The organism is Micromonospora sp. HB375, assembly GCF_017872985.1.
GTDB classification, from domain to species: domain Bacteria; phylum Actinomycetota; class Actinomycetes; order Mycobacteriales; family Micromonosporaceae; genus Micromonospora; species Micromonospora chalcea.
The window spans coordinates 1,070,657-1,092,327 of the sequence record NZ_JAGGJO010000001.1; the positions used below are offsets into that span (position 1 = coordinate 1,070,657).

Genomic DNA, 21,671 nt, shown 5'->3' on the forward strand with positions numbered 1-21,671 from the left:
GGATTTCCTCCCCGTCGGAGCTTTGCCGGTCACCCTGCCCCTTCGAGTGCGCGCGAAGTCAAACGTCGAAGGGCCCCGGTTCCCCGGGGCCCTTCGGTGTGCGGCGGTTCAGCTCGGGATGTAGTCGAACTCGTCCGGGTTCGGGCCCGTCCGGCCGTCCTCGCCCCGGTCCAGCGAGGTGAGCCGCTCCATCGCGGTGTCGTCGAGCGTGAAGTCGAAGATCGCGAAGTTCTCCTCGATCCGCTTCGGGGTGGTCGACTTCGGGAAGACGATGTCGCCGCGCTGCACGTGCCAGCGCAGCACCACCTGGGCCGGGCTCCGGCCGACCTGCTCGGCCACGTCGACGACCGTCGGGTCGTCGAGCACCGCGCCCTGCGCGATCGGCGACCACGCCTCGGTGAGGATGCCGTGCGCCTTGTCGTACGCCCGCACCTCCTCGTTGCCGAGGTAGGGGTGCGCCTCGATCTGGTTGACCGCCGGCACCACGTCCGCCTCGGCGGCCAGCCGCTCCAGGTGCGCGACCTGGAAGTTGGACACGCCGATCGACCGGACCGTGCCCGCGTCACGCAGCTCCTCCAGCACCTTCCAGGTGGAGACGAAGTCGCCGTCGTAGCGGGTGGGCAGCGGCCAGTGGATCAGGAACAGGTCGAGGTAGTCGAACTTGAGTTCCCGCAGCGTCTGCTCGAACGCCTTGCGGGCGTCGTCCGGGCGGTGGAAGCCGTTGTTCAGCTTGCTGGTCACGAAGACCTCGCCGCGGTCCAGCCCGGAGGCGCGCAGCGCCTGACCCACCTCGGCCTCGTTGCCGTACATCTGGGCGGTGTCGATGTGCCGGTAGCCGATCTCCAGCGCGGTGCCGACCGCCCGGGCGGTGTCCTTCGGTTCGATCTGGAACACGCCGAAGCCGAGCTGTGGGATGGAGTTTCCGTCGTTGAGCGCGATGTCCGGAACGCTGTTGGGGGCCATGAAGAGTCTCATCTCCGATCGTGCGGTGCCGGGGCGCGTCCGTGCCGCCCGCCCCGGCCGTGCCAACCGGATGTCTCTACCCGCTCGCCACGCTTCCTCACATCGGGGACGAGCGTCAACTCCAGATCGACCGGGCCCACTCCGGGTGGTCGACGAACGGGTTGCGGTTGCCCTGCCAGCGTTCGTAGATCCGCTGGTTGCGTCGCTGCTCGAAGGCGTCCGGCGGGTCCTGGTCGTTCCAGGCCAGCAGCTTCGACAGCCGCCCGAGCCGGGGCGCGGAGCCGTTCGACACCGAGTCGTTCGGTTCCAGGTCCGGCCAGCCGTCGCCGCCCTCGTACCGGATCGCCATGTACAGGATCATCCGGGCCACGTCGCCCTTCACCGCGTCGCGCGGCTCGAACGAGTCGGCGTCGGTGTAGCAGCCGGGCGCCTCGGCGACCGCGCCGCCGCCGGCGTCGAAGTCCTTGTTGCCGCGCAGCGAGTTGACCGACACGTCCTCCGGCCGCAGGTGGTGCACGTCGGTGCCGGGGCCGGTGGCGGTGCCGAAGTCGCCGTGCGACTTGGCCCAGACGTGCTCCCGGTTCCAGTCGTTCGCACCGCCGCCGTTGCTGGTCTTGCTCTGCGAGCGTCCGCTGTAGAGCAGGATCACGTTCGCCGGGTTGGCCGGGTCCTGGTCGGTGTCCTTGAGCGCGTCCCACACCTGGTCGTAGCTGAGCTTCGTCTGCACCCGGATGATGCCGTGCAGCGCGGTGCGCAGCGCCGGCCCGGTCTTGCCGGCCGCGGCCGCGTAGTAGGCGTCGGGCGTGCCGGTCGGCGCCGGGGTCGGGGTCGGGGTCGGGGAAGGGCTCGGCGTGGCGCCGCCGCCGAGGCTCATCGCGCTCGGGTTCTTCAGCCCGCCATGACTGAAGTACGCGGTCAGCGCGCCGGTCGCGGTCACCTGCCGCCCGCGCAGTGACGGGTTGCCGAGCAGCCCGAAGGTGCTCCGCCAGGCGGCCGTGACCTGCACGTACAGCATCCGGGAGGTGCCGGTCTCGCCGGCCTGGTCGGCGATGGCGATGGCGGTGTCGGCGGTGAAGCCGGACCTGAGCACCGTGTTGGTGGCGGTGGGCTGGCCGATGACGTAGCCGGTCACCGTGGCGGTCCGGCCGTCCTGCGCGGCGAGGGCCTGCGCCACGGTCAGTGTGGTCGCGGCCGAGGCGGCGCCGGTCACGCCGAGCGGGATCGCGACCGCGACGGCGAGCACGACCGCCGCGAACATCCGCCCGGATCGCGAGCGGGTGACGCGCTTCATATTCATGAGCAGCAATGCTAGGTGCTGCGGGCCGGTTTGAGGAGAGGCTCAGGCGGCGGTGAGGTCGCGCAGCGCCAGCACCGACCGCCAGTTGCGGGCCGTCGCCACCACACCCAGCTTCTTCTCCAGGTACGCGGCGGTGAACTTCGTCCGTCCGTAGCCGCCGGCCGGGAAGTGCAGGTGCGCTTCCCGGCCGATCACCTCGTACTCCATCGTCTCGCCCGGCGGCACGGCCAGCTCGCGCACCCGCGCGGCGGCGGGCGCGGCCGACAGGAACACCACGAGCACCCGCGTGTGGTCGTCCTGCCGGCCCGCGTACGGGCTCGCGGCGGCCACCGCGGCCAGCTCGTCCCCGTCGCGGACCAGCACCGGCACCCGCAGGCCCAGTTCGTCGCCGAGCCGGTTCGCGATGCCCTCGGCCAGCGTCTCCGGCCGGGCCGGCGGGCTGGTGAAGACCACGTTGCCGCTCTGCAGGTAGGTCTTGACGTCGGTGTGACCGAGGTCGGTGACCACGCGGCGCAGGTCGGCCATGGCCAGCTTGTTGACCCCGACGTTGACGGCCCGCAGCAGAGCGGCGTACCTGGCCATCGGCCCTCCTCGGCTCGTGCTCGGGGCCGACCCTACGTCAGGAGTCCGACAGCCGGGCGTAGACGTCGCCGGAGCGACCGCCGGGACGGTACGTCTCCAGCAGCCGCACCAGCCCGGCCGCGTCCAGCCAGCTCTCGCTCGCGAACCGCATGGTCTCCACCGGCGAGTAGTTGTAGCGGTACGCGCCCAGCTGTTCCACGAGGTCCAGCGACGCGAGCGCGGCGTCGTGCGCCGGTGGCAGGTACTCGAAGGACAGCCCGCGCACCGGGTGGCTGAGCCCGGACAGCACGTCGACCTCGAAGCCCTCGACGTCGACCTTGCAGAACGCCGGTACGCCGTGCCGCGCCACCAGGTCGTCGAGCGTCACCACCGGCACCTCGACCGACCGGTCCCAGCGGACCCCGGCGAAGCTCGGATCGGCGGTGACCGACTCGATCCAGGACGACGACATGGTGGACACCGTCGGCGTCGCCGACGACAGCTCCAGCCGCGCGCTCCCGGACCGCGCACCGACCGCCGTCGGCTCGATCACCACGTCGGCGTCCCGCCCGAACCCCAGGCGCAGCACCCGCAGACAGTCGGGCTGCGGCTCCACCGCGACCACGCGCGCGCCCAGCCGCCGCCAGGTGCGCACCCGGCCGCCGACGTGGGCGCCGATGTCGAAGGCGAGGTCGCCGGGGGAGAGGAACTGCCCGTAGAGCTGCCGGGCACGCCGGTGCTTGGCCGGCTGACCGTGGTAGACGGCCAGGGAACGGGTGATCCCCCAGGCCCGCGCGAGCATCGTCACGACATCCCTAACTGTGAGTGGTGGACTGCGGTCCGAACGCCCGCAGGAAGCGGTCCCGGAACGACTCCATCGGCCAGACCGGGGCCTGCGGGTCCGGGTTGAGCCCGTCCTGCCAGCCCCATCCGGCGATGCGGTCGAGCACTGCCGGGTCCTTCGCGACGACGGTGATCGGCACGTCCTTGCCGGCGTCGTCGCCGGTGATCGTGCGGGCGGGCTGATGGTCGCCGAGGAACACCAGCACCAGGTTCTCGTCACCGTACCGCTGCACGTAGGAGATGAGCGTGCGCAGCGAGTACACGACGGCCTGCCGGTACGCCTCCCGGGTGCCCTCCGCCGAGCGGTCGGCGCGCGCCGTTCCCTTGTAGACGGAGCCGTCGCCGATGTCGTTCCAGCCGACGAGGGGCGGGACCGGCGTCCACGGCAGGTGGCTGGAGAGCAGCGGGATCTCGGCCATCACGGGCGTGCGCCCGGGGCCGCGCTCGCGGCGTTGGAACTCCGCCAGCGTGTACTGGTCCGGTGGCGAGGAAAAGCTGAACAGCGGCCCCTTGTAGCCGAGTTCCTTTGCCCCGTACAGCGTGTCGGGTTCGAAGAATGCCGCCTCCGGCCACGCCCGGTTCAGCGCCGGCATGACGAGCGCGGTCCGCCAGCCGGCGCGCTTGAACGCGCCGTTGAGGGTCAGGTGGTCGCTGCGTACCAGGTTGGTGTAGCGCAACTGGTTGTCGGTGCGGATGCCGCTCATCAGCGTGGCGTGCGCGAGCCAGCTTCCACCGCCGATGGTGGACGAGGTGAGGAACGCGCTGCGGCTGCCGTAACCGGCCGCGCGCAACTGCCGGGTCCCCTCGTCGAGGACGGCGTCCACCTCCGGGGCCAGTTCCGGATCCTCCAGCGCGACCCGGCCGTAGCTCTCCACGAACGTGAACAGGACGTCCTTGCCGCGCAGCGCGGTGAGCATCCGCTCACCCGGCACGTCCCGGAACGGGTCGCCGGCGAGTTGCGTGTTCAGCGTCTCCTTGTCGTTCAGGCCCGCCCGCACCTGCCGGGCACGGTCGAAGACGTCGGCGGCGACGGTGTCCGCGGCGACCGGGAGGCCGGGCACGATCTGCGCGCCGAGCACGGCGCAGACCACCCAGGCGGCGGCGAGCGCGGTGACGGCGCGCGTGGTCACCCGGCGGTGGGCCGCCGCGGCGCGGGCCAGCCGCCGCGCCGAGAGCGTCACCAGCACCGGTACGGCGAGCGCCGCGACCACGGCCAGGGCGAGCGCGCCCACCTCGGCGGCCCCGCCGTACGACTCGGACAGGAACTCCGCGCCCGCGCCGAGGAACGTCCAGTCGGCGATCAGGTCGAAGCGCCGGTCGAGCACCATCGAGAACCCGAGATCGGTGACCTTGAGCACCAGGATCAGGCCGAGCAGCGCGCCGAGCAGCGTGGCCACCACGCGGCGCGGGCGGGCCGGCAGGACCAGCAGCAGGGCGACGGCGAGCAGCCCTTCCACCGGGATGCGGAGCAACGCCCCGAGGGACAGCAGTTTGACCTCGCTCGGCGCGACCAGGGCCACCAACACGAGCGCTCCGGCCAGCGCGGTGACCGCCGCGCCGAGCAGCCGCCGGGCGCTCCACGCGCCGACCGCGTCGTTGCCCGGGTCGCTCGTCTCCCTGTCGTTCGGGGTGCGGTCGCCGCTCTCGGCCGAGGCGCCGGCGCTGTCCGGCGTGCTGTCTTCCGTGGACGTGGCGCCGGCCGGGACGTCGTCGCCGTCGGCCGGCCGGGACAGGTCGGTCACCGGCGCCGCCCGCCGACCTCGACGGGCTGGCGCACGATCCGCGTGCCCGGCGTCCACTCGGACCCGTGGCCCGCCGGCGCGGGGGAGACCGGCGCCGCCGGGAGCGCCGGCCGTACGCGGTGCCGCCACAGCCAGCCGACGTCGCGTCCGAACGACTCGACCAGCAGCGCGAGCGCGCCGAGCACCACCGCGAGGGCCAGCGGCCGGGGCAGCACACCGGCCGCCACCACCGTCAGCGCGATGCCCTGCGTGGCGGCGACCACCTTGCGCCAGTAGCGCGGCGGCAGCGAGCCGCGCATCCACGGCAGCACCCAGCCGGCGGCGACGAAGACGTACCGCATCGCGCCGATCACCAGCACCCATGCGCCCACCTGGTCGGCGACGTACCCGCAGAGGACCAGGACGAGGAAGGAGTCGACCTCCATGTCGAACCGGGCGCCGAGCGCGCTGGTCGTGCCGGTGCGCCGGGCCACCTGCCCGTCGACCCAGTCCAGGGAGAGCGCCACGGCGGCCAGCGCGACCAGCACCGGCACCGCGATCGGCCCGCGGAACGCCTCGACTGTCAACGCAGCCACCCCGCCGGCGAGCGTGGCCCGGGTGAGCGTCACCCAGTCGGCCGGGCCGAGCCGGTCCGCGCCCGAGCGGCGCAGCCCGTATCCGAGCGCCGCGACCATGACCACCCCGAAGAGCAGACCGGCCAGCCAGCCGTACGCGCTCAGGCCGACCGTGCCGGCCAGGGCCGCCAGTACGCCGACCTGGAGTATCGCCCCCGCGAATGGATCAGTTCGAACTGCGGACACCATGCCTCCGAGGTAGACGTCACGTACCACACCTGTGTACGGAGAACATGCCCGAACAGTTCGTTCTGATGCCGGAAACGCGCCAGCGATGTGACTTGTCACGTCCACCGGCGTCGCGGCGGGCGCCGCGCGGGATCAGGCGCCGGAGCGGAGGCCGTCAGCGCGGCGGCGATCCGGGGACCAGCCGCCAGTACTGCCGTTTGCCCTCGTCGCGGACCACGACGCCGAGCCGGGCCAGCTCCCCGTGCAGCTCCCGGGTCTCGGCGTCGTGGCCGCCGTCGAGCGCCCGCTGCCGGGCGCGCAGCAGGGCGTCCGCGCCCGGCGGCAGGTCGGGCAGCCCTTCGACCCACCTGCGGTACGCGTCCCGGTGCGGGTCCTGCCCGGTCCACGGCCAGCCCTGCCTGGTGAACGCCTCCCGCAGCCGCTCGGCGTCCAGGTCGGACTTCTCCCGGGCCAGCTCGCCACCGGCGGTGTCCAGCAGCACCAGCGCCGCACCGTCGACGAACACCCCGGCGACGTCGGCGCGGGCCACGTCCCGGCCGTGCCCGTCGCGGTGCAGCCGTACCGTGCGGTGCCCGACCGTGACGGTCAGCCGGTCGCGCACCGCCACCACCGCCAGGGCCAGGCCGCCGAGCAGGCCCAGCCCGGCCCCGATCGGGTACGCCCGCTCGTCCGGCCACCTGTCGAGCAGCTCGAACAGGCCCTGGAACGGGAACCAGGGCAGCCCGGCGATCCAGCCGGACAGCGCGGTCAGCCCGGCGCCCAGCGCCGCCCCGAGCAGCGGGAACCCCGCCCAGAACAGCACCAGCTCGCCGCGCCCGCCGTCGACCACGACGTCCTCGCCGGTGTGCCGGGCCACCATGGTCACGACACCTCCCGGCGCAGCGTGCGGACCAGACCGGCGACCAGCGGCAGGAGCACCCAGACGGCGAGCGAGACGCCGAGCCGGCCCCACTGCCCGCCGGTCATCTCGGCGCCGAGCAGCGGCTCCATCGTGTACGACGTGTCGAGCCAGCGGGCCGGCTCCCGCAGCGCGGAGATCATCGCGGCGAGCAGGCTCCACACCGTGGGCAGCAGCAGATAGGTGACGATCGCCAGCGGCGTGTTCAGCAGCAGCAGCCCGAACGCGGCGCCCATCAGCACGTTCACCACCTGGAACACGGCCGCGTGCGGCAGCAGTTGCCAGTCGAACGTCCAGGCGCCCGCCCCGCCGGTGGCGCCGGCGGCGAGCGTGCCGACCGCGGCGACCGCGAGGCTGACCAGCACCGACGCGAGCGCGGCCAGCACCACGGCGGCGAGCTTGGCGACGATCACCCGTTCCCGGCGGGGCACCAGCGCGAACGTGGTGAGCGCGGTGCGCTGCGACCACTCGCCGGTGATGGAGAGGATGCCGAGCACCGGCAGCAGCAGGCCGACCGGCAGCAGCGACGGGGTGAAGAAGGCGGTGAACGTCTGGTCCGGCGCCTCGACGACGAAGAGCTGCACCACCACGATCACGGCCGCGATCAGCCCGATCGTGATCAGCAGCCACCGTCCGGCCCGGGTGTCGGCGAGCTTGCGCAGTTCGACGGCGGTCAGCCGGGCCAGCGTCGGTCCGGCGACGGCGGCCTCGGGACGCGGCGGCGCTGGGGTACGGGTGGCGGTGGTCATCGGACGGCCTCCTTGGTCGACGCGCCGGCGGTGAGGGTGAGGAAGAGCTGTTCGAGGCCGCCGCTGCCGGCCGGGCGCAGCTCGGTGAGGACCAGTCCGGCGTCCGCCGCGGCCTGGCCGACCTGACCCGGCTCGGCCCGGACCACGTAGCCGCCGTCGGTGCCGGCCGTGGCGGGCAGCGCGGCCCGCTCCAGCGTCAGGCGCAGGGCGTGCGCGTCGCGGGCGCGCACCAGCGTGCCGGCGCCGGCCAGCAGCTCGTCCTTGCCGCCCTGGGCGACCACCCGGCCCCCGCCGATCACCACCAGCCGGTCGGCCACCGCCTCCACCTCGCGCAGCAGGTGCGAGGAGAGCAGCACCGTGCCGCCCCGGTCGGCGAAGTCGCGCAGCAGGCCGCGCATCCAGAAGATCCCCTCCGGGTCGAGGCCGTTGGCCGGCTCGTCCAGGATCAGCACCCGGGGGTCACCCAGCAGCGCCAGCGCCAGGCCGAGCCGCTGCCGCATGCCCAGGGAGTACGCCCCGACGCGGCGCCGGGCGGCGGTCTCGTTCAGCCCGACCCGGTCCAGTGCCGCCGCCACCCGCGCCCGGTCCACGCCCATGGTGCGGGCGGCGAGCGTGAGCGCCTCCCGTCCGGTGCGTCCGGCGTGCTGCGCCGAGGCGTCGAGCAGCACGCCGATCTCCCGCCCCGGATTGGGCAGGTCGCGGTAGGGGCGGCCGGCGACCGTGGCGCCGCCCGCTGTGGGCGGCGTCATCCCGCAGATCATCCGCATCGTGGTGGACTTCCCGGCGCCGTTCGGCCCGAGGAAACCGGTCACTGTGCCCGGTTCGCACCGGAACGTGACGTCCGCGACGGCGGTGTGCGGGCCGTACCGCTTGGTGAGCTGGTCGACTTCGATCATGCCGTCGAGCCTGCCGGGGCCACCCGGTCACGCGCTGCGGCCGGCGGTCGGCGTCGCCGTCGACCTCGGTTCACCGCAGTCGTCGACTTTGGTAGCTGGTAGCCGGTCCGGACGGCTTCCTAGCATGGGTGGGTGAGCAGCGCCGTCGTACCCGATCATCCCTGGCTCCTGCCGGGCTCCCTGGTGCCCGCCCGGACCGCCCGGCGGACCCCGCGGGACTGGTTCGTCGACGGCGCGCTGTTCGTGGCCTCGCTGCTCTGGGTGCTCATCGCCCACGGCGACGTCACCAGCGCGAGCCCGGAGTTCGGGCTCAACGCCGGTCCGGCCTGGCTGGAGGAGGTCGACCTGCTGATCGGCCTGTGGATCAGCGGGGCGCTCTGGCTGCGCCGGCGCTGGCCGGTCGGGCTGGCACTGGCCACCGCGCCGCTGGTGTTCTTCTCGGTCACCTCCGGCGTCGCGTTGCTCGTCATCACGTTCACCGTGCTGGTGCACCGGCCACTGCCGGTGGGCCTGGCCCTGGCGGCCTGGAACGTGCTCAGCCTGCCGGTCTACCTCGCCGTCCGGCCCGACCCGACGATGCCGTTCTGGGGTTCGGTGATCTGGACCGCGCTGTTCATCGGCGTGGTGGTGGCGTGGGCGCTGTTCGTCCGGGCCCGCCGCCAGCTGGTGCTGTCCCTGCGCGACCGCGCCGAGCGGGCCGAGGCCGAGCAGCAGCTCCGGCTCGACCAGGCCCGGCAGCTCGAACGCGGCCGGATCGCCCGGGAGATGCACGACGTGCTCGCCCACCGGATCTCCCTGCTCAGCCTGCACGCGGGCGCGCTGGAGTTCCGGCCGGACGCGCCGCCGGAGGAGGTGGCGCGGGCGGCCGGGGTGATCCGGGCCAGCGCGCACGCCGCGCTCCAGGACCTGCGCGAGGTGATCGGCGTGCTGCGGGCCGAGGTCGGCTCCGAGGCCACGCCCGAACGGCCGCAGCCCACGCTGGCCGACGTGCCCGCGCTGGTCGCCGAGAGCCGCGACGCCGGGGTACGGGTCGCCGTCGTCGACGAGGTGACCGAGCCGGAGGCGGTGCCCGCGGCGATCGGGCGCAGCGCGTACCGGATCGTGCAGGAGGGGCTGACAAACGCCCGCAAGCACGCGCCCGGCGCGGTGGTGACCGTCCGGCTGGCCGGTGGCCCGGGTGACGGGCTGGTGGTGGAGATCAGCAACCCGTGGCCGGTGGGCAGCCCGGCCACCGCGATCCCGGGCACCGGCACCGGCCTGGTCGGCATCGCCGAGCGGGTCACGCTCGCCGGTGGCCGCCTGGAACACGGGCGGGACGCCGACGGCACGTTCCGGCTGACCGCCTGGCTGCCCTGGGCGGCGCAGTGAGCGCCCCGGTACGGGTGCTGATCGTCGACGACGACCCGCTGGTCCGCGGCGCGCTGTCGATGATCCTCGGCGGCGTACCCGACCTCGCGGTGGTCGGCGAGGCCACCGACGGCGCCGAGGTGCCCCAGGCCGTCGCCGCCCACGCCCCGGACGTGGTGCTGATGGACATCCGCATGCCCCGGGTCGACGGCCTGGCCGCCACCGAGGCGCTGCGTGCCACAGCGGAACCGCCCGAGGTGCTGGTGCTCACCACGTTCGACGCGGACGAGCAGGTGCTGCGGGCGCTGCGGGCCGGGGCGAGCGGCTTCCTGCTCAAGGACACCCCGCCGGCCGAGATCGTGGCGGCGGTACGCCGGGTCGCGGCGGGGGAGGCGACGCTGTCCCCGGCGGTGACCCGCAAACTCATCGCGCACGTCACCGGCGCCGCGCCGGCGCCCGGCCCGGACCCGAAGCGGGAACGGGCGGTACGGCTGCTCGACGGGCTCTCCGAACGGGAACGGGAGGTCGCGGTGCTGCTCGGCCGGGGCCGCACCAACGCGGAGATCTCCGCCGAGTTGTTCATGAGCGTGGCGACGGTGAAGGCGTACGTGTCGCGGCTGCTGACGAAGCTCGACCTGAACAACCGTGTGCAGGTGGCCCTGCTGGTCCAGGACGCCGGCCTGGTCTGAGGCATAGACACTCTCATTCGGGATACTATCAGAGATGAGAGTATCCGTCCTGAGAGTATGAGGTGATGACGTGGCCGGTTTCGTCGGCAGGACGAGGGAGCTGGCCCGGCTCGACGGCATGTTGGCGCGCGTCGAACGCGGCGGCCGGGCGGGGCGCCCGGGACGGGCGCTGCTCATGCGTGGACGCCGACGGGTGGGTAAGTCCCGCCTCGTTGAGGAGTTCGTCGAGCGCGCGGGCGTACCCCACCTCTTCTTCACCGCCTCGGCGCAACCCACCCCCGCCGCCGACCTGCGGCTCTTCGTCGAAGCGGCGGCCGGCTCGACGCTCCCTGGAGCGGGTCTGTTCGCCGGACAGGCGCCGGCCACCTGGGACGCGGCTCTCACCCTCCTCGCCGCCGCGCTGCCCACGGATCAGCCCAGCGTCGTCGTGCTCGACGAGATGCCCTACCTCATCGCCACCGATCCCGGCTTCGAGGGCACCCTCCAGAAGGTCTTCGACCGGGAGCTGTCCCGTCGGCCGGTCCTGCTGATCTGCGTCGGCTCGGACCTGGCGATGATGGAGGCGCTCAACGACTACGGCCGCCCGTTCCACCAGCGCGCGACCGAGATGGTCGTGCCGCCCCTGAGCCCCGGCGACGTGGCCGAGATGCTCCAGTTGCCGCCGGCGGATGCCATCGACGCGTACCTCGTCACCGGTGGCCTGCCGCTCGTCCTCGACGACTGGACCCCCGGCGAGACCGTGCGCGACTACCTCGCCCAGGCCGTCCCGGACCCCACTTCCGCGCTGCTCGTCAGCGGGGAACGGGCCCTCGCTGCCGAGTTTCCGCCGCAGTCCCAGCCGGGCGTGGTGCTGCGCGCCATCGGCTCCGGGGAGCGCACCTCCTCCTCCATCGCGCGGGCGGCCGGCGGAATCCCGCAGGCGTCGCTGCACCGCGCGCTCCGACTGCTGACCGACAAGCGGGTCGTGGAGGCCGCCCTCCCGCTGTCCACCCGTCCGTCGCGCGAGACCCGCTACGTGGTCGCCGATCCGTATCTCCGCTTCTGGCTCGCCTTCCTCGACCCCTACCTCGCCGAGATCGAGCGCGGCAGAGGGGATCTGACGCTCGCCCGCATCCATTCGTCCTGGACCTCATGGCGAGGGCGTGCGGTCGAGCCGGTGATCCGGGAGTCCCTGCGGCGGCTGCCGCCGGGGAGCCTGCCGTCCGGGACGGCGGAGGTGGGCGGGTACTGGACGCGTGCCAACGATCCCGAGATCGACCTGGTCGGCGGCGATCGGAGCCCGGTGGCCAAGCGGATCACGTTCGTGGGCTCGGTCAAGTGGCTGGAGAACGGCGCGTTCGACGGTCACGACCTGGCCCGGCTGCTTCACCACCGCGCCCAGCTACCGGGCGCCGACGACGACACACCGGTCGTCGCGGTGGTGCGCAGTGGCCGTGCGGTCGACGGAGTCACCGCGCTCGGGCCGGCCGAACTGCTCGCCGCGTGGCGGGATTGAACTGCTGCCGTCATCCGGCCGTACCAGTGGTCGAGGATGTGGTGCGGCCGTTCCGCCGCACCGCTGCCGAACTGCGGGAGGCCTGCCGTGCGAGTTGGTGAGCAGTCGACGGATCCCATCGACCAGATCCTGGGCGAGGTGCCGGTACCGGCGCCGTTGACCCCTGAGGACGTCCGCCTCGCGGTCCGGGCGGTGGTGGTGCACGCCGCCGAGGAGTGGCCCGCGGGGCCGAAGTGCCGCAACGACGGTTCGTCGTTCCCCTGCCGGTTGCATCGCTGGGGCCGGCGCGTGCTGGAGACACACGGTCTCAACGACCGCCAGATCGACGCGCTGATCCGGCACGGCAACCCGTTCGTGCACGTGCCCTTCCCGTTCGTGCTGACCGGACCGTCCGGCGCCCGTCCCGCCCCCGGGCAGGCCGCCCGCGGTCAGACGGCGCGACCGGGCGTACCCGGTCAGGTGGCGCGGCCCGGCGTACCCGGTCAGGTCGGCCGCCCTGTGCCCGGACAGCCGGCCCGGTCGGTGCCGGGTCAGGCCGCCCGCCCCGCCGCGGCGCAGGCGGCGCGCGGTGCGGTTCCGCGGGCCGCCGCGCCGCCGGTGCGGCCCGGTCTGCGGCCGGTCGCCGGGCGGTCGGCTCCCACCGCCCGGCCCCGCTGGCCCCGGGCGAGCTGACGCCCGGCGCCCGGTTCCGGTCGCGCCGACGCCTCGTCGCGGAGTGGCGTCGGTCGCGCCGGAGCATGCCGACGGCGGCCCGGACGGGGAGCCCCCACCCCCGGTCCGGGCCGCCGTCACCGCATCACTTGACTCCGCAGTCCGGTGCGGACCAGCCCTTCGTGTTCGACGACTTGTCCCGGTTGTTCTCCCGCCGCGAGTCGACGTGCGTGTGGTCGTCGTGGTCCGGGTAGCCGGGGCCGTAGATGCCGCTGAAGCCCCGGCTGCGGGCCGAGCGGGCGATGTCGCAGAGGCTGCGGTGCTTGGCGATCAGGTCGGCCGCGTTGCCGTAGAGGTGCTGGCTGTCCGCGGCGCCGCCGACCTGCCGGTTGCAGGCGATGCTGCGGAACCCGCTGGTCACGTAGAGCGGCTTGTCGCCGAGTCTGCGCCGCAGCGCCTCCAGCTTCCACATGGTGCGCAGCGCGTTCTCCCGGGTGGCCGACGCGGAGAGCGGGCCACCGGCCCACCCGCCCTTGCCGCAGCCGTTGTCCAGCTCGGCGTAGCTGAAGTGCTTCGGCGTGCAGTCGCTGTCCTTCTGCAGGTCGTAGATCCTGGCGAACGTCTGCGGCCCGGCCACGCCGTCGGCGCGCAGCCCGTACGCGGTCTGGAAGCGCTTGACCGCGGCGGCCGTCTCCGGGCCGTACACGCCGTCGACCCGGACGATGCCGCCGTACGCGGCCCAGCCGGCCACCCGGATCTGGAGCTGCCGGACGTCGTCGCCGGAGCTTCCCTGGGACAGCGTCCGGTTCCAGGTGTAGCAGCCGTCGGCGTGCGCCGGTGGCGCGGCCACGACTGTCGCCACGGCGGCCCCGGGCAGGGCCAGCGCGAACGCGACCGCCGCCCGCTTCAGGGTGTTGACGCGCACAGAGTCCTCCCGATGTCAGAGCGGAACTGGGATCCGACGGGCACATCGACCGGTACGTCCCGTCCCTCTCACCGTGACAGGTACGAGGATTCTTCGTGGTGATTAGCGGAAATTGTTCTCACATCGCCCGTTTGCTGGGTATTGGCTGTGAATACTGCCTGTTTGCGTACGCGCTGCCGGGTGTCGCCCGTCGGACGTGACCGGTAACGTCTGCTCCCGGACCGGGCGGCGACCTCGACGGGCGGGGAGGTGGGCGTTGGCGCGTGGCGGCGTGTTCTGCGTCGAGGGGCAGTGGCACCGCGACCTCAACGAACGCGGGTCCGTCCTGCCCACGCTCGACCTGCTGGAGCGGCTCGGCCGCATCCGCTACATCCACAAGGACGCGGCCACCCGCGACGAGCTGTTCTACTTCGTCGACCGCTGGCTGCTCAAGCAGTACGCCGACCACCGGGTGGGCTTCTTCGCCATGCACGGCGAGCCGAGTCGGCTCTGCCTCACCGACTGGGACTCGGTCGAGCTGTCGGACGTGGCCGAGCGGATGGCCGGCCGCTGCGAGGGCCGCCGCCTCTACTTCGGCAGCTGCTCGGTGCTGCGTGCCTCCGACGCCACGCTGCGCGAGTTCCTCGACGTCACCGGCGCGGCGCTGATCTGCGGCTCCACCCGCGAGGTGGACTGGGTCGAGTCGGCCGCCTTCGAGACGGTGCTGCTCGACGTGCTCGCCAACGGGCAGCGGCACAACGCCGCCGAGCTGCGGATGCGCTCGGCGCACTGGGCGCCGCTGGCCGCGTACCTCGGTTTCCGGGTGATCTACGCCAACGGCCGCGCCTGGCGGCCCTCGGCCCGCCCGCGCGTGCCGGAGCAGGTCACCGCGCAGCGGTCCGCCGGCCGCCCGCGCTGAGAACGACGGACATGCCTGGTAGAACCGAGGCATGGCACGCAGCATCGCGAAGAACACCCGGGTCGACCGGGACGCCCTGATCGAGTTCCTCCGCCCCCGCCACCACGTCGTGCTCATGACCACCCGCTCCGACGGGCGCCCGCAGTCCTCCCCGGTGGCCTGCGGGGTGGATGCCGAGGGCCGGCTGGTGATCTCCACCTATCCCGAGCGTGCCAAGGTCGCCAACATCCGCCGCGACCCGCGCGTCTCCGCGTGCGTGCTCTCCGACGACTGGAACGGCCCGTGGGTGCAGGTCGACGGCGTGGCCGAGGTGCTCGACCTGCCCGAGGCGCTGGAACCGCTGGTCGAGTACTTCCGCAGCATCTCCGGCGAGCACCCGGACTGGGACGAGTACCGGTCGGCCATGGTCGCGCAGGGCAAGTCGCTGATCCGGGTCACGATCGAGTCCTGGGGCCCGATCGCCACCGGCGGCTTCCCGGCCCGGCTGGCCGACTGAATCAGTACGCGACCGTGAACCGGGCGTTGCCGAAGCGCGGATCCTCGATCTCGTCGACGATCGCCACCGCCAGGTCCTCGTAGGTGAGCACCGAACGGCCCTGCGCGTCGGTCACCGGGTGGTCGGTGCCGGTGCGGTAGTGCCCGGTCCGCTCGCCCGGGTGGAACTCCAGCGGCGGCGGGGAGACGTACGTCCAGGTCACCCCGTCGGCGCTGGACCTGTAGAACTCCAGCGCGTCGGCCTGACCGTGCGCCGAGTCCCGGTACTCCTCCGGGAAGTCCGGCTCGTCCAGATACCGGGTCCCCTTCGGCGTGAGCAGCGTCGAGCCACCGCCGACGTGGATCACCCGAGGTGGGTCCGGCAACTCACGCAGCGTGTCGACCAGCGTCCGCGCGGCGTCGCGCCACAGGGCCCGCTCGCCGCCGCCGATGGCCACCACCAGCACATCCGCGTCCTCGGCCAGTTCGCGTACGCTCCGCGCCGACGTGGCGTCGCCGGTCACCGTGCGTACGCCTGGGGGTAGGTAGCCGACCGCCTCCGGACGCCGCACCGCCGCTGTCACCCGGTGCCCCCGCTCGACCGCCTCCGCGGCGATCCGCGAGCCCGCCGTCCCGCCGGCGCCGAACACGACGATGTCGCTCATGCCTCACAGGCTAGGCAGCCTGCCGGCGGACGGCGGGAGTTCCGCCGAACCGGCTCAGTCGACGATCGCCGAGTAGACGAGCTGGCGCAACTGGCTGCGCAGCGGGTACGTGCTGGACGGCATCAACTGGGTGAACAGCAGCGCGGTGACCTCCTCCACCGGGTCCACCCAGAACGCGGTGCTGGCCAGGCCGCCCCAGTAGAACTCGCCGACGCTGCTCGGCACCCGCGACGGCACCGGGTCCAGCACGACCGCGAAGCCCAGCCCGAAGCCGACCCCGTCGAGGATCGTCTCGGCGAAGCCCTCCGGCGAGAACGAGGCCAGGTCCCGGTTGCCGGGCAGGTGGTTGCGGGTCATGAAGCGCACCGTGCGCGGCCCGAGCAGGCGCACCCCGTCCAGCTCGCCGCCACGCAGCAGGAACTGGGTGAACCGGTGGTAGTCGGCCGCCGTGGAGAGCAGCCCGCCGCCGCCGGAGTGCCACGTCGGCTCCGCCAGCGCGGCCCGGCCCACCCCGTCGGCGCGTACCGCCTGACCGGTCGCCGGGTGCGGGGCGTAGAGCGCGGCCAGGCGTTTCGCGTCCGCCGCGTCCACCCACCAGCGGGTGTCGGTCATGCCCAGCGGGGCCAGGATCCGCTCGGCGAAGAACGCGTCGAGCGACTGCCCGGAGATCACCTCGACCAGGCGGCCCAGGACGTCGGTGGAGACGCCGTAGTTCCAGCTCGTGCCCGGCTGGAACAGCAGCGGCAGCCGGGCCAGCCCGGCCGACGCCGCCGCCAGGTCCGCGCCCGGCGGCACGCCCAGGTCGAAGCCCGCCGCCCGGTACAGGCCGTCGACCACCGACACCTGGGCGAAGCCGTACGTCAGGCCAGCCGTGTGGGTGAGCAGGTGCCAGATCCGGATCGGCTCGACCGCCGGCACCGTGTACGGCTTCAGCACCGAACCCCGGTCGTAGACCCGTACGTCGGCGAACTCCGGCAGCCAGCGGCTGACCGGGTCGTTCAGCTCGAGCCGGCCCTCCTCCCAGAGCATCATCGCGGCGACCGAGGTGATCGGCTTGGTCATCGAGTAGATGCGCCAGAGCGTGTCCGCCTCGACCGGCGTACCGGCCTCCCGGTCGCGCAGCCCGTACGTCGAGGAGTGGGCGATCTCGCCCCGGCGGGTGACGACGATCTGCCAGCCGGCGAGCCGGCCGTCGTCGACGTACCGGGCGAAGTGCTCGTCGATCCGCGCCAGCCGGGCGGGATCGAGGCCGACACGTCCGGGGTCGGTGCTCACGGTGACACTCACGACCGCGAACCTACCCGCAGGTACCGCGGCCGGGAAGTGTCACTAGGGTCGGTGGCATGCCCGAGCAGGTCGAGGACGTCACCTACCGCCAGCAGGACTGGTACGCCGAGGAGCTGGGCGACAGGCACTTCGTACGGTGCGAGTTCTTCCACGTCGACCTGACCGAGGCGGTCAGCCGGGGCGCGGTCTTCACCGACTGCGTGTTCGGCAACGTGGCGTTCAACGCCTCCCGGCACACCGACTCGGCGTTCACCAGGTGCTCGTTCAGCAAGTGCAACCTCTTCGAGGCCGAGTTCACCGGCTGCAAGCTGGTCGGCAGCACGTTCGACCGCTGCGACCTGCGCCCGCTGCGGGTCGACCGGGGCGACTGGTCCTTCGTCACGCTCGCCGGCGCCGACCTGCGCGGGGCGCGGATCACCGACGTACGGATGCGGGAGGTCGACCTGAGCGGCGCCGACCTCACCGGCGCGACGCTGACCGGCGTGGACCTCTCCGGCGCCCAGTTGCACGCCGCCAAGCTGATCCGGGCCGACCTGCGCGGCAGCGACCTGTCCGCGCTCGACCCGACGGCGGTGCAGCGTTCCGGCGCGCGGATCGACGCCGAGCAGGCGGTGATGCTGGCCCAGGCGCTCGGTTTCCAGGTCGGCTGAAAGCTGCCGCGGGTTGTCAGGTTTCCCGGCCAGAATCGGGCGCATGACATGGTGGTCCGATCTGGTGGCGGCCGAACCCGAGTTCGCGGCGCGGGTGCGCGCCCGCTTCGCGGTCCGCAAGCACGGCACGATGGCGACGCTGCGGCGGGACGGTTCGCCGCGGATCAGCGGCACCGAGTTCGACTTCGGTGACGACGGGCAGCTGCGGCTGGGCAGCATGGCCGGCGCGGTCAAGGCGCTCGACCTGCGCCGCGATCCTCGGGTGGCGCTGCACAGCCCGACCGAGGACGCCCCGCCGGACGACCCGTCCACCTGGGACGGGGACGCGAAGATCGCCGGCCGGGCGCACGAGGAGCAGCCCGCCGAGGACGGCTCGCACAGCTTCCGGATCGAGCTGACCGAGGTGGTGCTCACCCGGGTCGGCGACCCGCCCGACCACCTGCTGATCGAGGGCTGGCACCCCACCCGGGGCCTGCGCCGCCGCACCCGCCACTGACGCCACCCACCATCCCGCCCCCGGGGCGCCCCACCCCCGCCCCGCTCCCGTCGATCATGAAGTTGACGGCATTCCGCGCCCGAAATGTCCCCGCCAGCCTCATGATCAACAGGTTGACGAGGGTGGGCGCGCCCGGCCGGGGGAGATCTTGGAAGGAAATGGCTCCTATGGGGACCTGAATCTTCCAAGATCTGGTCCGTGGGGCGGGTTGGCGGCGTGGGGTGCGTGGGAATTGCGAGGGCGGATGCCTTCTGCAAGATCGCGTTCTGTGTCATCCTCCCTACGGCGAGCCACGGGGCCGGGCCGCTCGCCGCCGGTGGCCGAGGAGGGTCGGTGGCTGAGGACGACATCGCGCGGACCGGAATCCGGGTCGGGGGTTGGCTGCCCGCGCCGGACGAATCGGCAGACGCGCCGGCGCGGCCCACCGGTCCACGCCGCCTGCCCGGGGACACCGACCCCGGCGTGTCCCGGCCGGTGACGCCCCCGGACGCCGAACGCTCACCTTTCGGCGCGGACGATCCGGTGCCGCCGGTCGACCTGGATCCGCCCGGTACCGCTGTCTGGCCGCCTCCGCGCGCCGGCGGACCGCCGGCTCTCGACCTTCCGGCCGCCGGCCCGCTCCCGGCCGACACGCCCGCCCCGGGCGCGCTTGCCCCGGGCTCGCTCGCTTCGGGGCCGCTCGCTCCGGGTCCGCTCAGCCCGGGTGCGCCTGCTCCGGGTCCGCCCGGCTCCGGCACGCCCGCTCCGGGTTCGCTCGGCCCGAGGCCACTCGTCTCCGGGGCGGCTGCATCGGCCGTCCCCGAGTCGCGTCCGAACCCGCCCGGCGGCCGGGTTCCGCTGGTCGGGCCGCCGCCGATCGGACTGCACCTGTCCGCTCCGTCGCCGGTCCGGCCCGCTCCCGATCCGGCCGAACCCGGCCCGCCGCAGGTGGCCGAAACGGAAGCGAGACCGGGCTGGCACTCCGCCCGGGAGAGCGTCCCGGCGCGCCTCGCCGATATGACCAGCGGGATCGGCCACCTGACCAGCGGGATCGGCGACCTGGCCGGCCGGATCGGCGATCTGGCGGGCGGGATCGGCGTCCGGCTGCGCGACGCGGCGCGAACCAGGCTGACACTCGGCCCGACCCGGCCCCCGGCCGACGCCCCGGCCACCCGGGTCGCTGTGGCCCGGGCCCGTCGTCGGCGCCGGCGCGCCGTGCTGGCGGCGGTGACCGTGACCGGGCTGGTGGCGGCGCTGGCGTACGCGGGCCGGTCACCCGCGCCACCGTCGAACCGGGAGACGTCGCCCGTGGCGGCGCCGAGCGATCAGGCGCCCGGCGACCAGGCGCCCGATCAGGCGCCGGCCGACCCGGTGTCACCCGGCGGGCCGCTGCTCGACGTGGACCTGGCGCCGCTGCCGGGGGCGTTGTCGCTCACCGCGCTCGGTACGCGGGACTGGCGGCACTGGGGCGGTACCGGCGCGGACAGCTTCCATCGCAAGGCGGGCGGCACCGGCGAGATCCAGGATCCGGGTGGCGAGCGGCTGGAGCACAACGCGGGCGCCTGTGATCTCCAGTGGACCGACGGTACGCCGACAGCGCGCCAGGAGGGCACCCGGGCGGGTGTCTTCCAGCGCGGCGCCGGGAAGAGCTTCACGCTCGGGGTGGCCGGGAGCGGGGACCTGCGCACGGTCCGGCTGTTCGTCGGCACGTTCTCGGCCGGCGCGCGGCTCGACCTGACGCTGTCCAGCGGCGGCGATCCCGTCGTCCGTGAGGTCGCCCTCGCCGCGGGCGACCGCTTCTACCAGTACGTCATCCGCTTCCGGGCGGCCCCGGGGGAGCGGCTGCTGATCAAATGGCAGGCCCTGACGGTCACCGGCGCGCAGAACGACGGGGTGGCCCTGCAGGCGGTCACGGTAAGCTGAGCGGCCGGTCCGGCGAGCGGCCGCCAGGTAACGAACTGGAAACGCCCGTCACTCGACATATGGCGCAAAGAGCCGTCCGGTGACACCGTGAAGCCCGTCGCGCACCAGTCGTATCCGGCGGTGTCGTGACCGAAGTGGAGGGTGTGGTGGGCCAGGAGGACCGTCCGCGTACCGGCCCCGGCTCGCATCGGCACGGCCTTCCGCGTACCCGCTCCGCGCTGCGGCGGCTGCGCCGTCGGCGTCGGCTGATGCTGGAAGGGCTGGCCGCGTTCCTCTGCCTGGCGGCACTGGCGCTCTACCTCGGCGTCGAGCGGCACGACGCGCCACGCGAGGAGCACGCCCGGCTGCCGGCCGCGCCGCCCGGCCGGGTCGGGCTGCCGAACGAGGCCGACGACACGGTGGCCAATCCGGGACTGCGTCCCCGGCAGCGGCCACCGTCGCCGAGCCCGACGCCGTCCACGCCGTCGCCGTCGCCGACGAGCGCGCTCCCGCCGACAGTCACCGTGACCCGCGCCGAGGTGCCCGCCACCGTCGACCTCACCGCCGTGGGCACCACCGACTGGGTCCACTGGGGGCTCACCGGCGCCGACCGGACGGTCCGCAAGCGGGGCGGCTCCGGCGAGATCCGCGACGAGGGCGGCCGGGGGCGGCGGCAGAGCTTCAGCAACAACCCCGAGGCGTACGCCTGGCGCGACGGCAACCCGGTCGCGTCGGCGAGCGGCACCATGTCCGGCGTGTACGCCTGCCACCGGGGCAGCGGGTTCAATCTGGCGGTGGCCGCCGACGGGCAGCAGCGCACGGTGCGTCTGTACGCCGGGCTCTGGATGGCCCGTGGCCGCCTCGACGTGCGTGTCTCCACCGGCGGACCGGTGACCACGCTCCGGATGGAGGACCCGCACACCGCGCTCACCACCGAGTTCACGATCAAGTTCCGCGCCCAGCGTGGCGCGCGGCTGCTGCTGAACTGGACGGTGGAGGAGTCGCTCGGCGACTGCGGCAACGTCAGCCTCCAGGCGGTGGCGCTGCGCTGAGCGGGGACAGTTTGTCCGTCGCGTACCCGGCACGGCGTCGTAGGTTTCCGTTGTTCCCGTCCGACCATCCCCTGTGGAGGCACGACCGATGACCGGCCCTGCTCCCGTCGTCCCCGCCCGCCCCCGCGCCGACGGTGACGTGCTGCGCGAGATCCCGATGCCGCCGTACGTGACGGTCGAGGACGTCCAGTTCGCGGTGCGCGCGGTGGTGGTGCACGCGCCGCGGACGTGGTCGGGCGGGACCATCTGCCGCAACGACGCCAGCCCCCACCCGTGCCGGCTGCACCGGTGGGGTCGCCGGGTGCTCACCCTGCGCGGGCTCCCACCGGCCGAGATCGACGCGCTCGTCGAGCGGGGTGACCCCGCCGCCGGCCCGCAGCCGCGCCGCCCCGGCGCCTAGCACCGGGGC

23 protein-coding genes are annotated in these 21,671 nt (G+C 73.7%); 11 read left to right on the top strand and 12 right to left on the bottom strand.

The window, feature by feature from the left end; genetic code table 11:
• Positions 1–108 precede the first annotated feature (108 nt).
• The 9 genes from J3R08_RS05205 to J3R08_RS05245 all read right to left on the bottom strand — a co-directional run bounded on the left by J3R08_RS05205 (position 109) and on the right by J3R08_RS05245 (position 8,752).
• Positions 109–963, bottom strand: a complete 855-nt coding sequence (locus tag J3R08_RS05205) for an aldo/keto reductase (RefSeq protein WP_209964006.1) — start codon at positions 961–963, stop codon at positions 109–111.
• A gap of 115 nt (positions 964–1,078) precedes the next feature.
• A complete protein-coding gene (locus J3R08_RS05210) occupies positions 1,079–2,260 on the bottom strand; it encodes an endonuclease (protein WP_209960214.1) in 1,182 nt (393 codons plus the stop codon).
• Positions 2,261–2,302: 42 nt separating this feature from the next.
• Positions 2,303–2,842 carry a DUF1697 domain-containing protein gene (locus J3R08_RS05215; RefSeq protein WP_043326260.1) on the bottom strand — a complete coding sequence of 180 codons (540 nt, stop codon included), beginning with the start codon at positions 2,840–2,842 and terminating at the stop codon, positions 2,303–2,305.
• A 37-nt stretch (positions 2,843–2,879) separates the two neighbouring features.
• On the bottom strand, positions 2,880–3,623 hold the full coding sequence (locus tag J3R08_RS05220; protein ID WP_064446905.1) for an FkbM family methyltransferase: 744 nt from the start codon (positions 3,621–3,623) through the stop codon (positions 2,880–2,882).
• A 13-nt stretch (positions 3,624–3,636) separates the two neighbouring features.
• Positions 3,637–5,406, bottom strand: coding sequence for a sulfatase (locus J3R08_RS05225; protein WP_209960216.1), 1,770 nt, complete (start codon positions 5,404–5,406; stop codon positions 3,637–3,639).
• Positions 5,403–6,209 carry a CDP-alcohol phosphatidyltransferase family protein gene (locus tag J3R08_RS05230; protein WP_205795783.1) on the bottom strand — a complete coding sequence of 269 codons (807 nt, stop codon included), beginning with the start codon at positions 6,207–6,209 and terminating at the stop codon, positions 5,403–5,405. Before J3R08_RS05230 ends, J3R08_RS05225 begins: the two co-directional genes overlap by 4 nt.
• A 154-nt stretch (positions 6,210–6,363) precedes the next feature.
• Complete coding sequence (locus tag J3R08_RS05235; RefSeq protein WP_209964008.1) at positions 6,364–7,068, bottom strand: hypothetical protein; 705 nt, start codon at positions 7,066–7,068, stop codon at positions 6,364–6,366.
• 2 nt (positions 7,069–7,070) lie between these two features.
• A complete protein-coding gene (locus J3R08_RS05240; RefSeq protein ID WP_069087540.1) occupies positions 7,071–7,856 on the bottom strand; it encodes a hypothetical protein in 786 nt (261 codons plus the stop codon).
• Positions 7,853–8,752 carry an ABC transporter ATP-binding protein gene (locus J3R08_RS05245; protein WP_064446907.1) on the bottom strand — a complete coding sequence of 300 codons (900 nt, stop codon included), beginning with the start codon at positions 8,750–8,752 and terminating at the stop codon, positions 7,853–7,855. The genes J3R08_RS05240 and J3R08_RS05245 overlap by 4 nt, the downstream gene beginning before the upstream one ends.
• 132 nt (positions 8,753–8,884) lie before the next feature.
• Here J3R08_RS05245 and J3R08_RS05250 point away from each other — a divergent pair, with 132 nt between their 5' ends.
• From J3R08_RS05250 to J3R08_RS05265, 4 genes are all read left to right on the top strand, one after another.
• Positions 8,885–10,120 (top strand): sensor histidine kinase, encoded by a 1,236-nt coding sequence (locus tag J3R08_RS05250; protein ID WP_069087538.1) that lies wholly within the window; start codon positions 8,885–8,887, stop codon positions 10,118–10,120.
• On the top strand, positions 10,096–10,788 hold the full coding sequence (locus tag J3R08_RS05255; protein ID WP_222948720.1) for a response regulator transcription factor: 693 nt from the start codon (positions 10,096–10,098) through the stop codon (positions 10,786–10,788). Before J3R08_RS05250 ends, J3R08_RS05255 begins: the two co-directional genes overlap by 25 nt.
• A gap of 70 nt (positions 10,789–10,858) precedes the next feature.
• Positions 10,859–12,283, top strand: coding sequence for a DUF234 domain-containing protein (locus J3R08_RS05260; RefSeq protein ID WP_280841867.1), 1,425 nt, complete (start codon positions 10,859–10,861; stop codon positions 12,281–12,283).
• An 87-nt stretch (positions 12,284–12,370) separates the two neighbouring features.
• Positions 12,371–12,955 carry a hypothetical protein gene (locus J3R08_RS05265; protein WP_209960219.1) on the top strand — a complete coding sequence of 195 codons (585 nt, stop codon included), beginning with the start codon at positions 12,371–12,373 and terminating at the stop codon, positions 12,953–12,955.
• A gap of 124 nt (positions 12,956–13,079) precedes the next feature.
• On the opposite strand, the gene J3R08_RS05270 is transcribed toward J3R08_RS05265, so the two are convergent.
• Positions 13,080–13,859 (bottom strand): D-Ala-D-Ala carboxypeptidase family metallohydrolase, encoded by a 780-nt coding sequence (locus J3R08_RS05270; RefSeq protein WP_209960221.1) that lies wholly within the window; start codon positions 13,857–13,859, stop codon positions 13,080–13,082.
• Positions 13,860–14,115: 256 nt separating this feature from the next.
• Between J3R08_RS05270 and J3R08_RS05275 the strand changes: the two genes are divergently transcribed.
• A complete protein-coding gene (locus tag J3R08_RS05275; protein WP_209960223.1) occupies positions 14,116–14,757 on the top strand; it encodes a DUF6642 family protein in 642 nt (213 codons plus the stop codon).
• A 31-nt stretch (positions 14,758–14,788) separates the two neighbouring features.
• Positions 14,789–15,253 carry a PPOX class F420-dependent oxidoreductase gene (locus J3R08_RS05280; RefSeq protein WP_030272926.1) on the top strand — a complete coding sequence of 155 codons (465 nt, stop codon included), beginning with the start codon at positions 14,789–14,791 and terminating at the stop codon, positions 15,251–15,253.
• Position 15,254: 1 nt separating this feature from the next.
• On the opposite strand, the gene J3R08_RS05285 is transcribed toward J3R08_RS05280, so the two are convergent.
• On the bottom strand, positions 15,255–15,896 hold the full coding sequence (locus J3R08_RS05285) for an NAD(P)-dependent oxidoreductase (RefSeq protein WP_043326240.1): 642 nt from the start codon (positions 15,894–15,896) through the stop codon (positions 15,255–15,257).
• Between the two features lie 54 nt (positions 15,897–15,950).
• A complete protein-coding gene (locus J3R08_RS05290; protein ID WP_209960225.1) occupies positions 15,951–17,183 on the bottom strand; it encodes a serine hydrolase in 1,233 nt (410 codons plus the stop codon).
• A 56-nt stretch (positions 17,184–17,239) separates the two neighbouring features.
• On the opposite strand from J3R08_RS05290, the gene J3R08_RS05295 reads away from it, so the two are divergent.
• From J3R08_RS05295 to J3R08_RS05315, 5 genes are all read left to right on the top strand, one after another.
• Positions 17,240–17,833: a pentapeptide repeat-containing protein gene (locus tag J3R08_RS05295; protein WP_209960227.1), complete on the top strand. Its 594-nt coding sequence runs from the start codon at positions 17,240–17,242 to the stop codon at positions 17,831–17,833.
• 43 nt (positions 17,834–17,876) lie between these two features.
• Positions 17,877–18,329 carry a pyridoxamine 5'-phosphate oxidase family protein gene (locus J3R08_RS05300; RefSeq protein WP_113971908.1) on the top strand — a complete coding sequence of 151 codons (453 nt, stop codon included), beginning with the start codon at positions 17,877–17,879 and terminating at the stop codon, positions 18,327–18,329.
• A 333-nt stretch (positions 18,330–18,662) separates the two neighbouring features.
• Positions 18,663–20,231 (top strand): hypothetical protein, encoded by a 1,569-nt coding sequence (locus tag J3R08_RS05305; protein ID WP_209960229.1) that lies wholly within the window; start codon positions 18,663–18,665, stop codon positions 20,229–20,231.
• Positions 20,232–20,356: 125 nt separating this feature from the next.
• Complete coding sequence (locus J3R08_RS05310) at positions 20,357–21,262, top strand: hypothetical protein (protein WP_231915516.1); 906 nt, start codon at positions 20,357–20,359, stop codon at positions 21,260–21,262.
• An 88-nt stretch (positions 21,263–21,350) separates the two neighbouring features.
• A complete protein-coding gene (locus tag J3R08_RS05315; protein ID WP_043326231.1) occupies positions 21,351–21,662 on the top strand; it encodes a hypothetical protein in 312 nt (103 codons plus the stop codon).
• Positions 21,663–21,671: the final 9 nt, after the last annotated feature.

What these genes read in the sequence shown, in the direction of transcription:
- J3R08_RS05205 (WP_209964006.1), bottom strand. Translation starts at nt 963, where the DNA reads ATGGCCCCCAACAGCGTTCCGGACATCGCGCTCAACGACGGAAACTCC.
- J3R08_RS05210 (WP_209960214.1), bottom strand. Translation starts at nt 2,260, where the DNA reads ATGAATATGAAGCGCGTCACCCGCTCGCGATCCGGGCGGATGTTCGCG.
- J3R08_RS05215 (WP_043326260.1), bottom strand. Translation starts at nt 2,842, where the DNA reads ATGGCCAGGTACGCCGCTCTGCTGCGGGCCGTCAACGTCGGGGTCAAC.
- J3R08_RS05220 (WP_064446905.1), bottom strand. Translation starts at nt 3,623, where the DNA reads ATGCTCGCGCGGGCCTGGGGGATCACCCGTTCCCTGGCCGTCTACCAC.
- J3R08_RS05230 (WP_205795783.1), bottom strand. Translation starts at nt 6,209, where the DNA reads ATGGTGTCCGCAGTTCGAACTGATCCATTCGCGGGGGCGATACTCCAG.
- J3R08_RS05235 (WP_209964008.1), bottom strand. Translation starts at nt 7,068, where the DNA reads ATGGTGGCCCGGCACACCGGCGAGGACGTCGTGGTCGACGGCGGGCGC.
- J3R08_RS05240 (WP_069087540.1), bottom strand. Translation starts at nt 7,856, where the DNA reads ATGACCACCGCCACCCGTACCCCAGCGCCGCCGCGTCCCGAGGCCGCC.
- J3R08_RS05245 (WP_064446907.1), bottom strand. Translation starts at nt 8,752, where the DNA reads ATGATCGAAGTCGACCAGCTCACCAAGCGGTACGGCCCGCACACCGCC.
- J3R08_RS05280 (WP_030272926.1), top strand. Translation starts at nt 14,789, where the DNA reads ATGGCACGCAGCATCGCGAAGAACACCCGGGTCGACCGGGACGCCCTG.
- J3R08_RS05285 (WP_043326240.1), bottom strand. Translation starts at nt 15,896, where the DNA reads ATGAGCGACATCGTCGTGTTCGGCGCCGGCGGGACGGCGGGCTCGCGG.
- J3R08_RS05295 (WP_209960227.1), top strand. Translation starts at nt 17,240, where the DNA reads ATGCCCGAGCAGGTCGAGGACGTCACCTACCGCCAGCAGGACTGGTAC.
- J3R08_RS05300 (WP_113971908.1), top strand. Translation starts at nt 17,877, where the DNA reads ATGACATGGTGGTCCGATCTGGTGGCGGCCGAACCCGAGTTCGCGGCG.
- J3R08_RS05315 (WP_043326231.1), top strand. Translation starts at nt 21,351, where the DNA reads ATGACCGGCCCTGCTCCCGTCGTCCCCGCCCGCCCCCGCGCCGACGGT.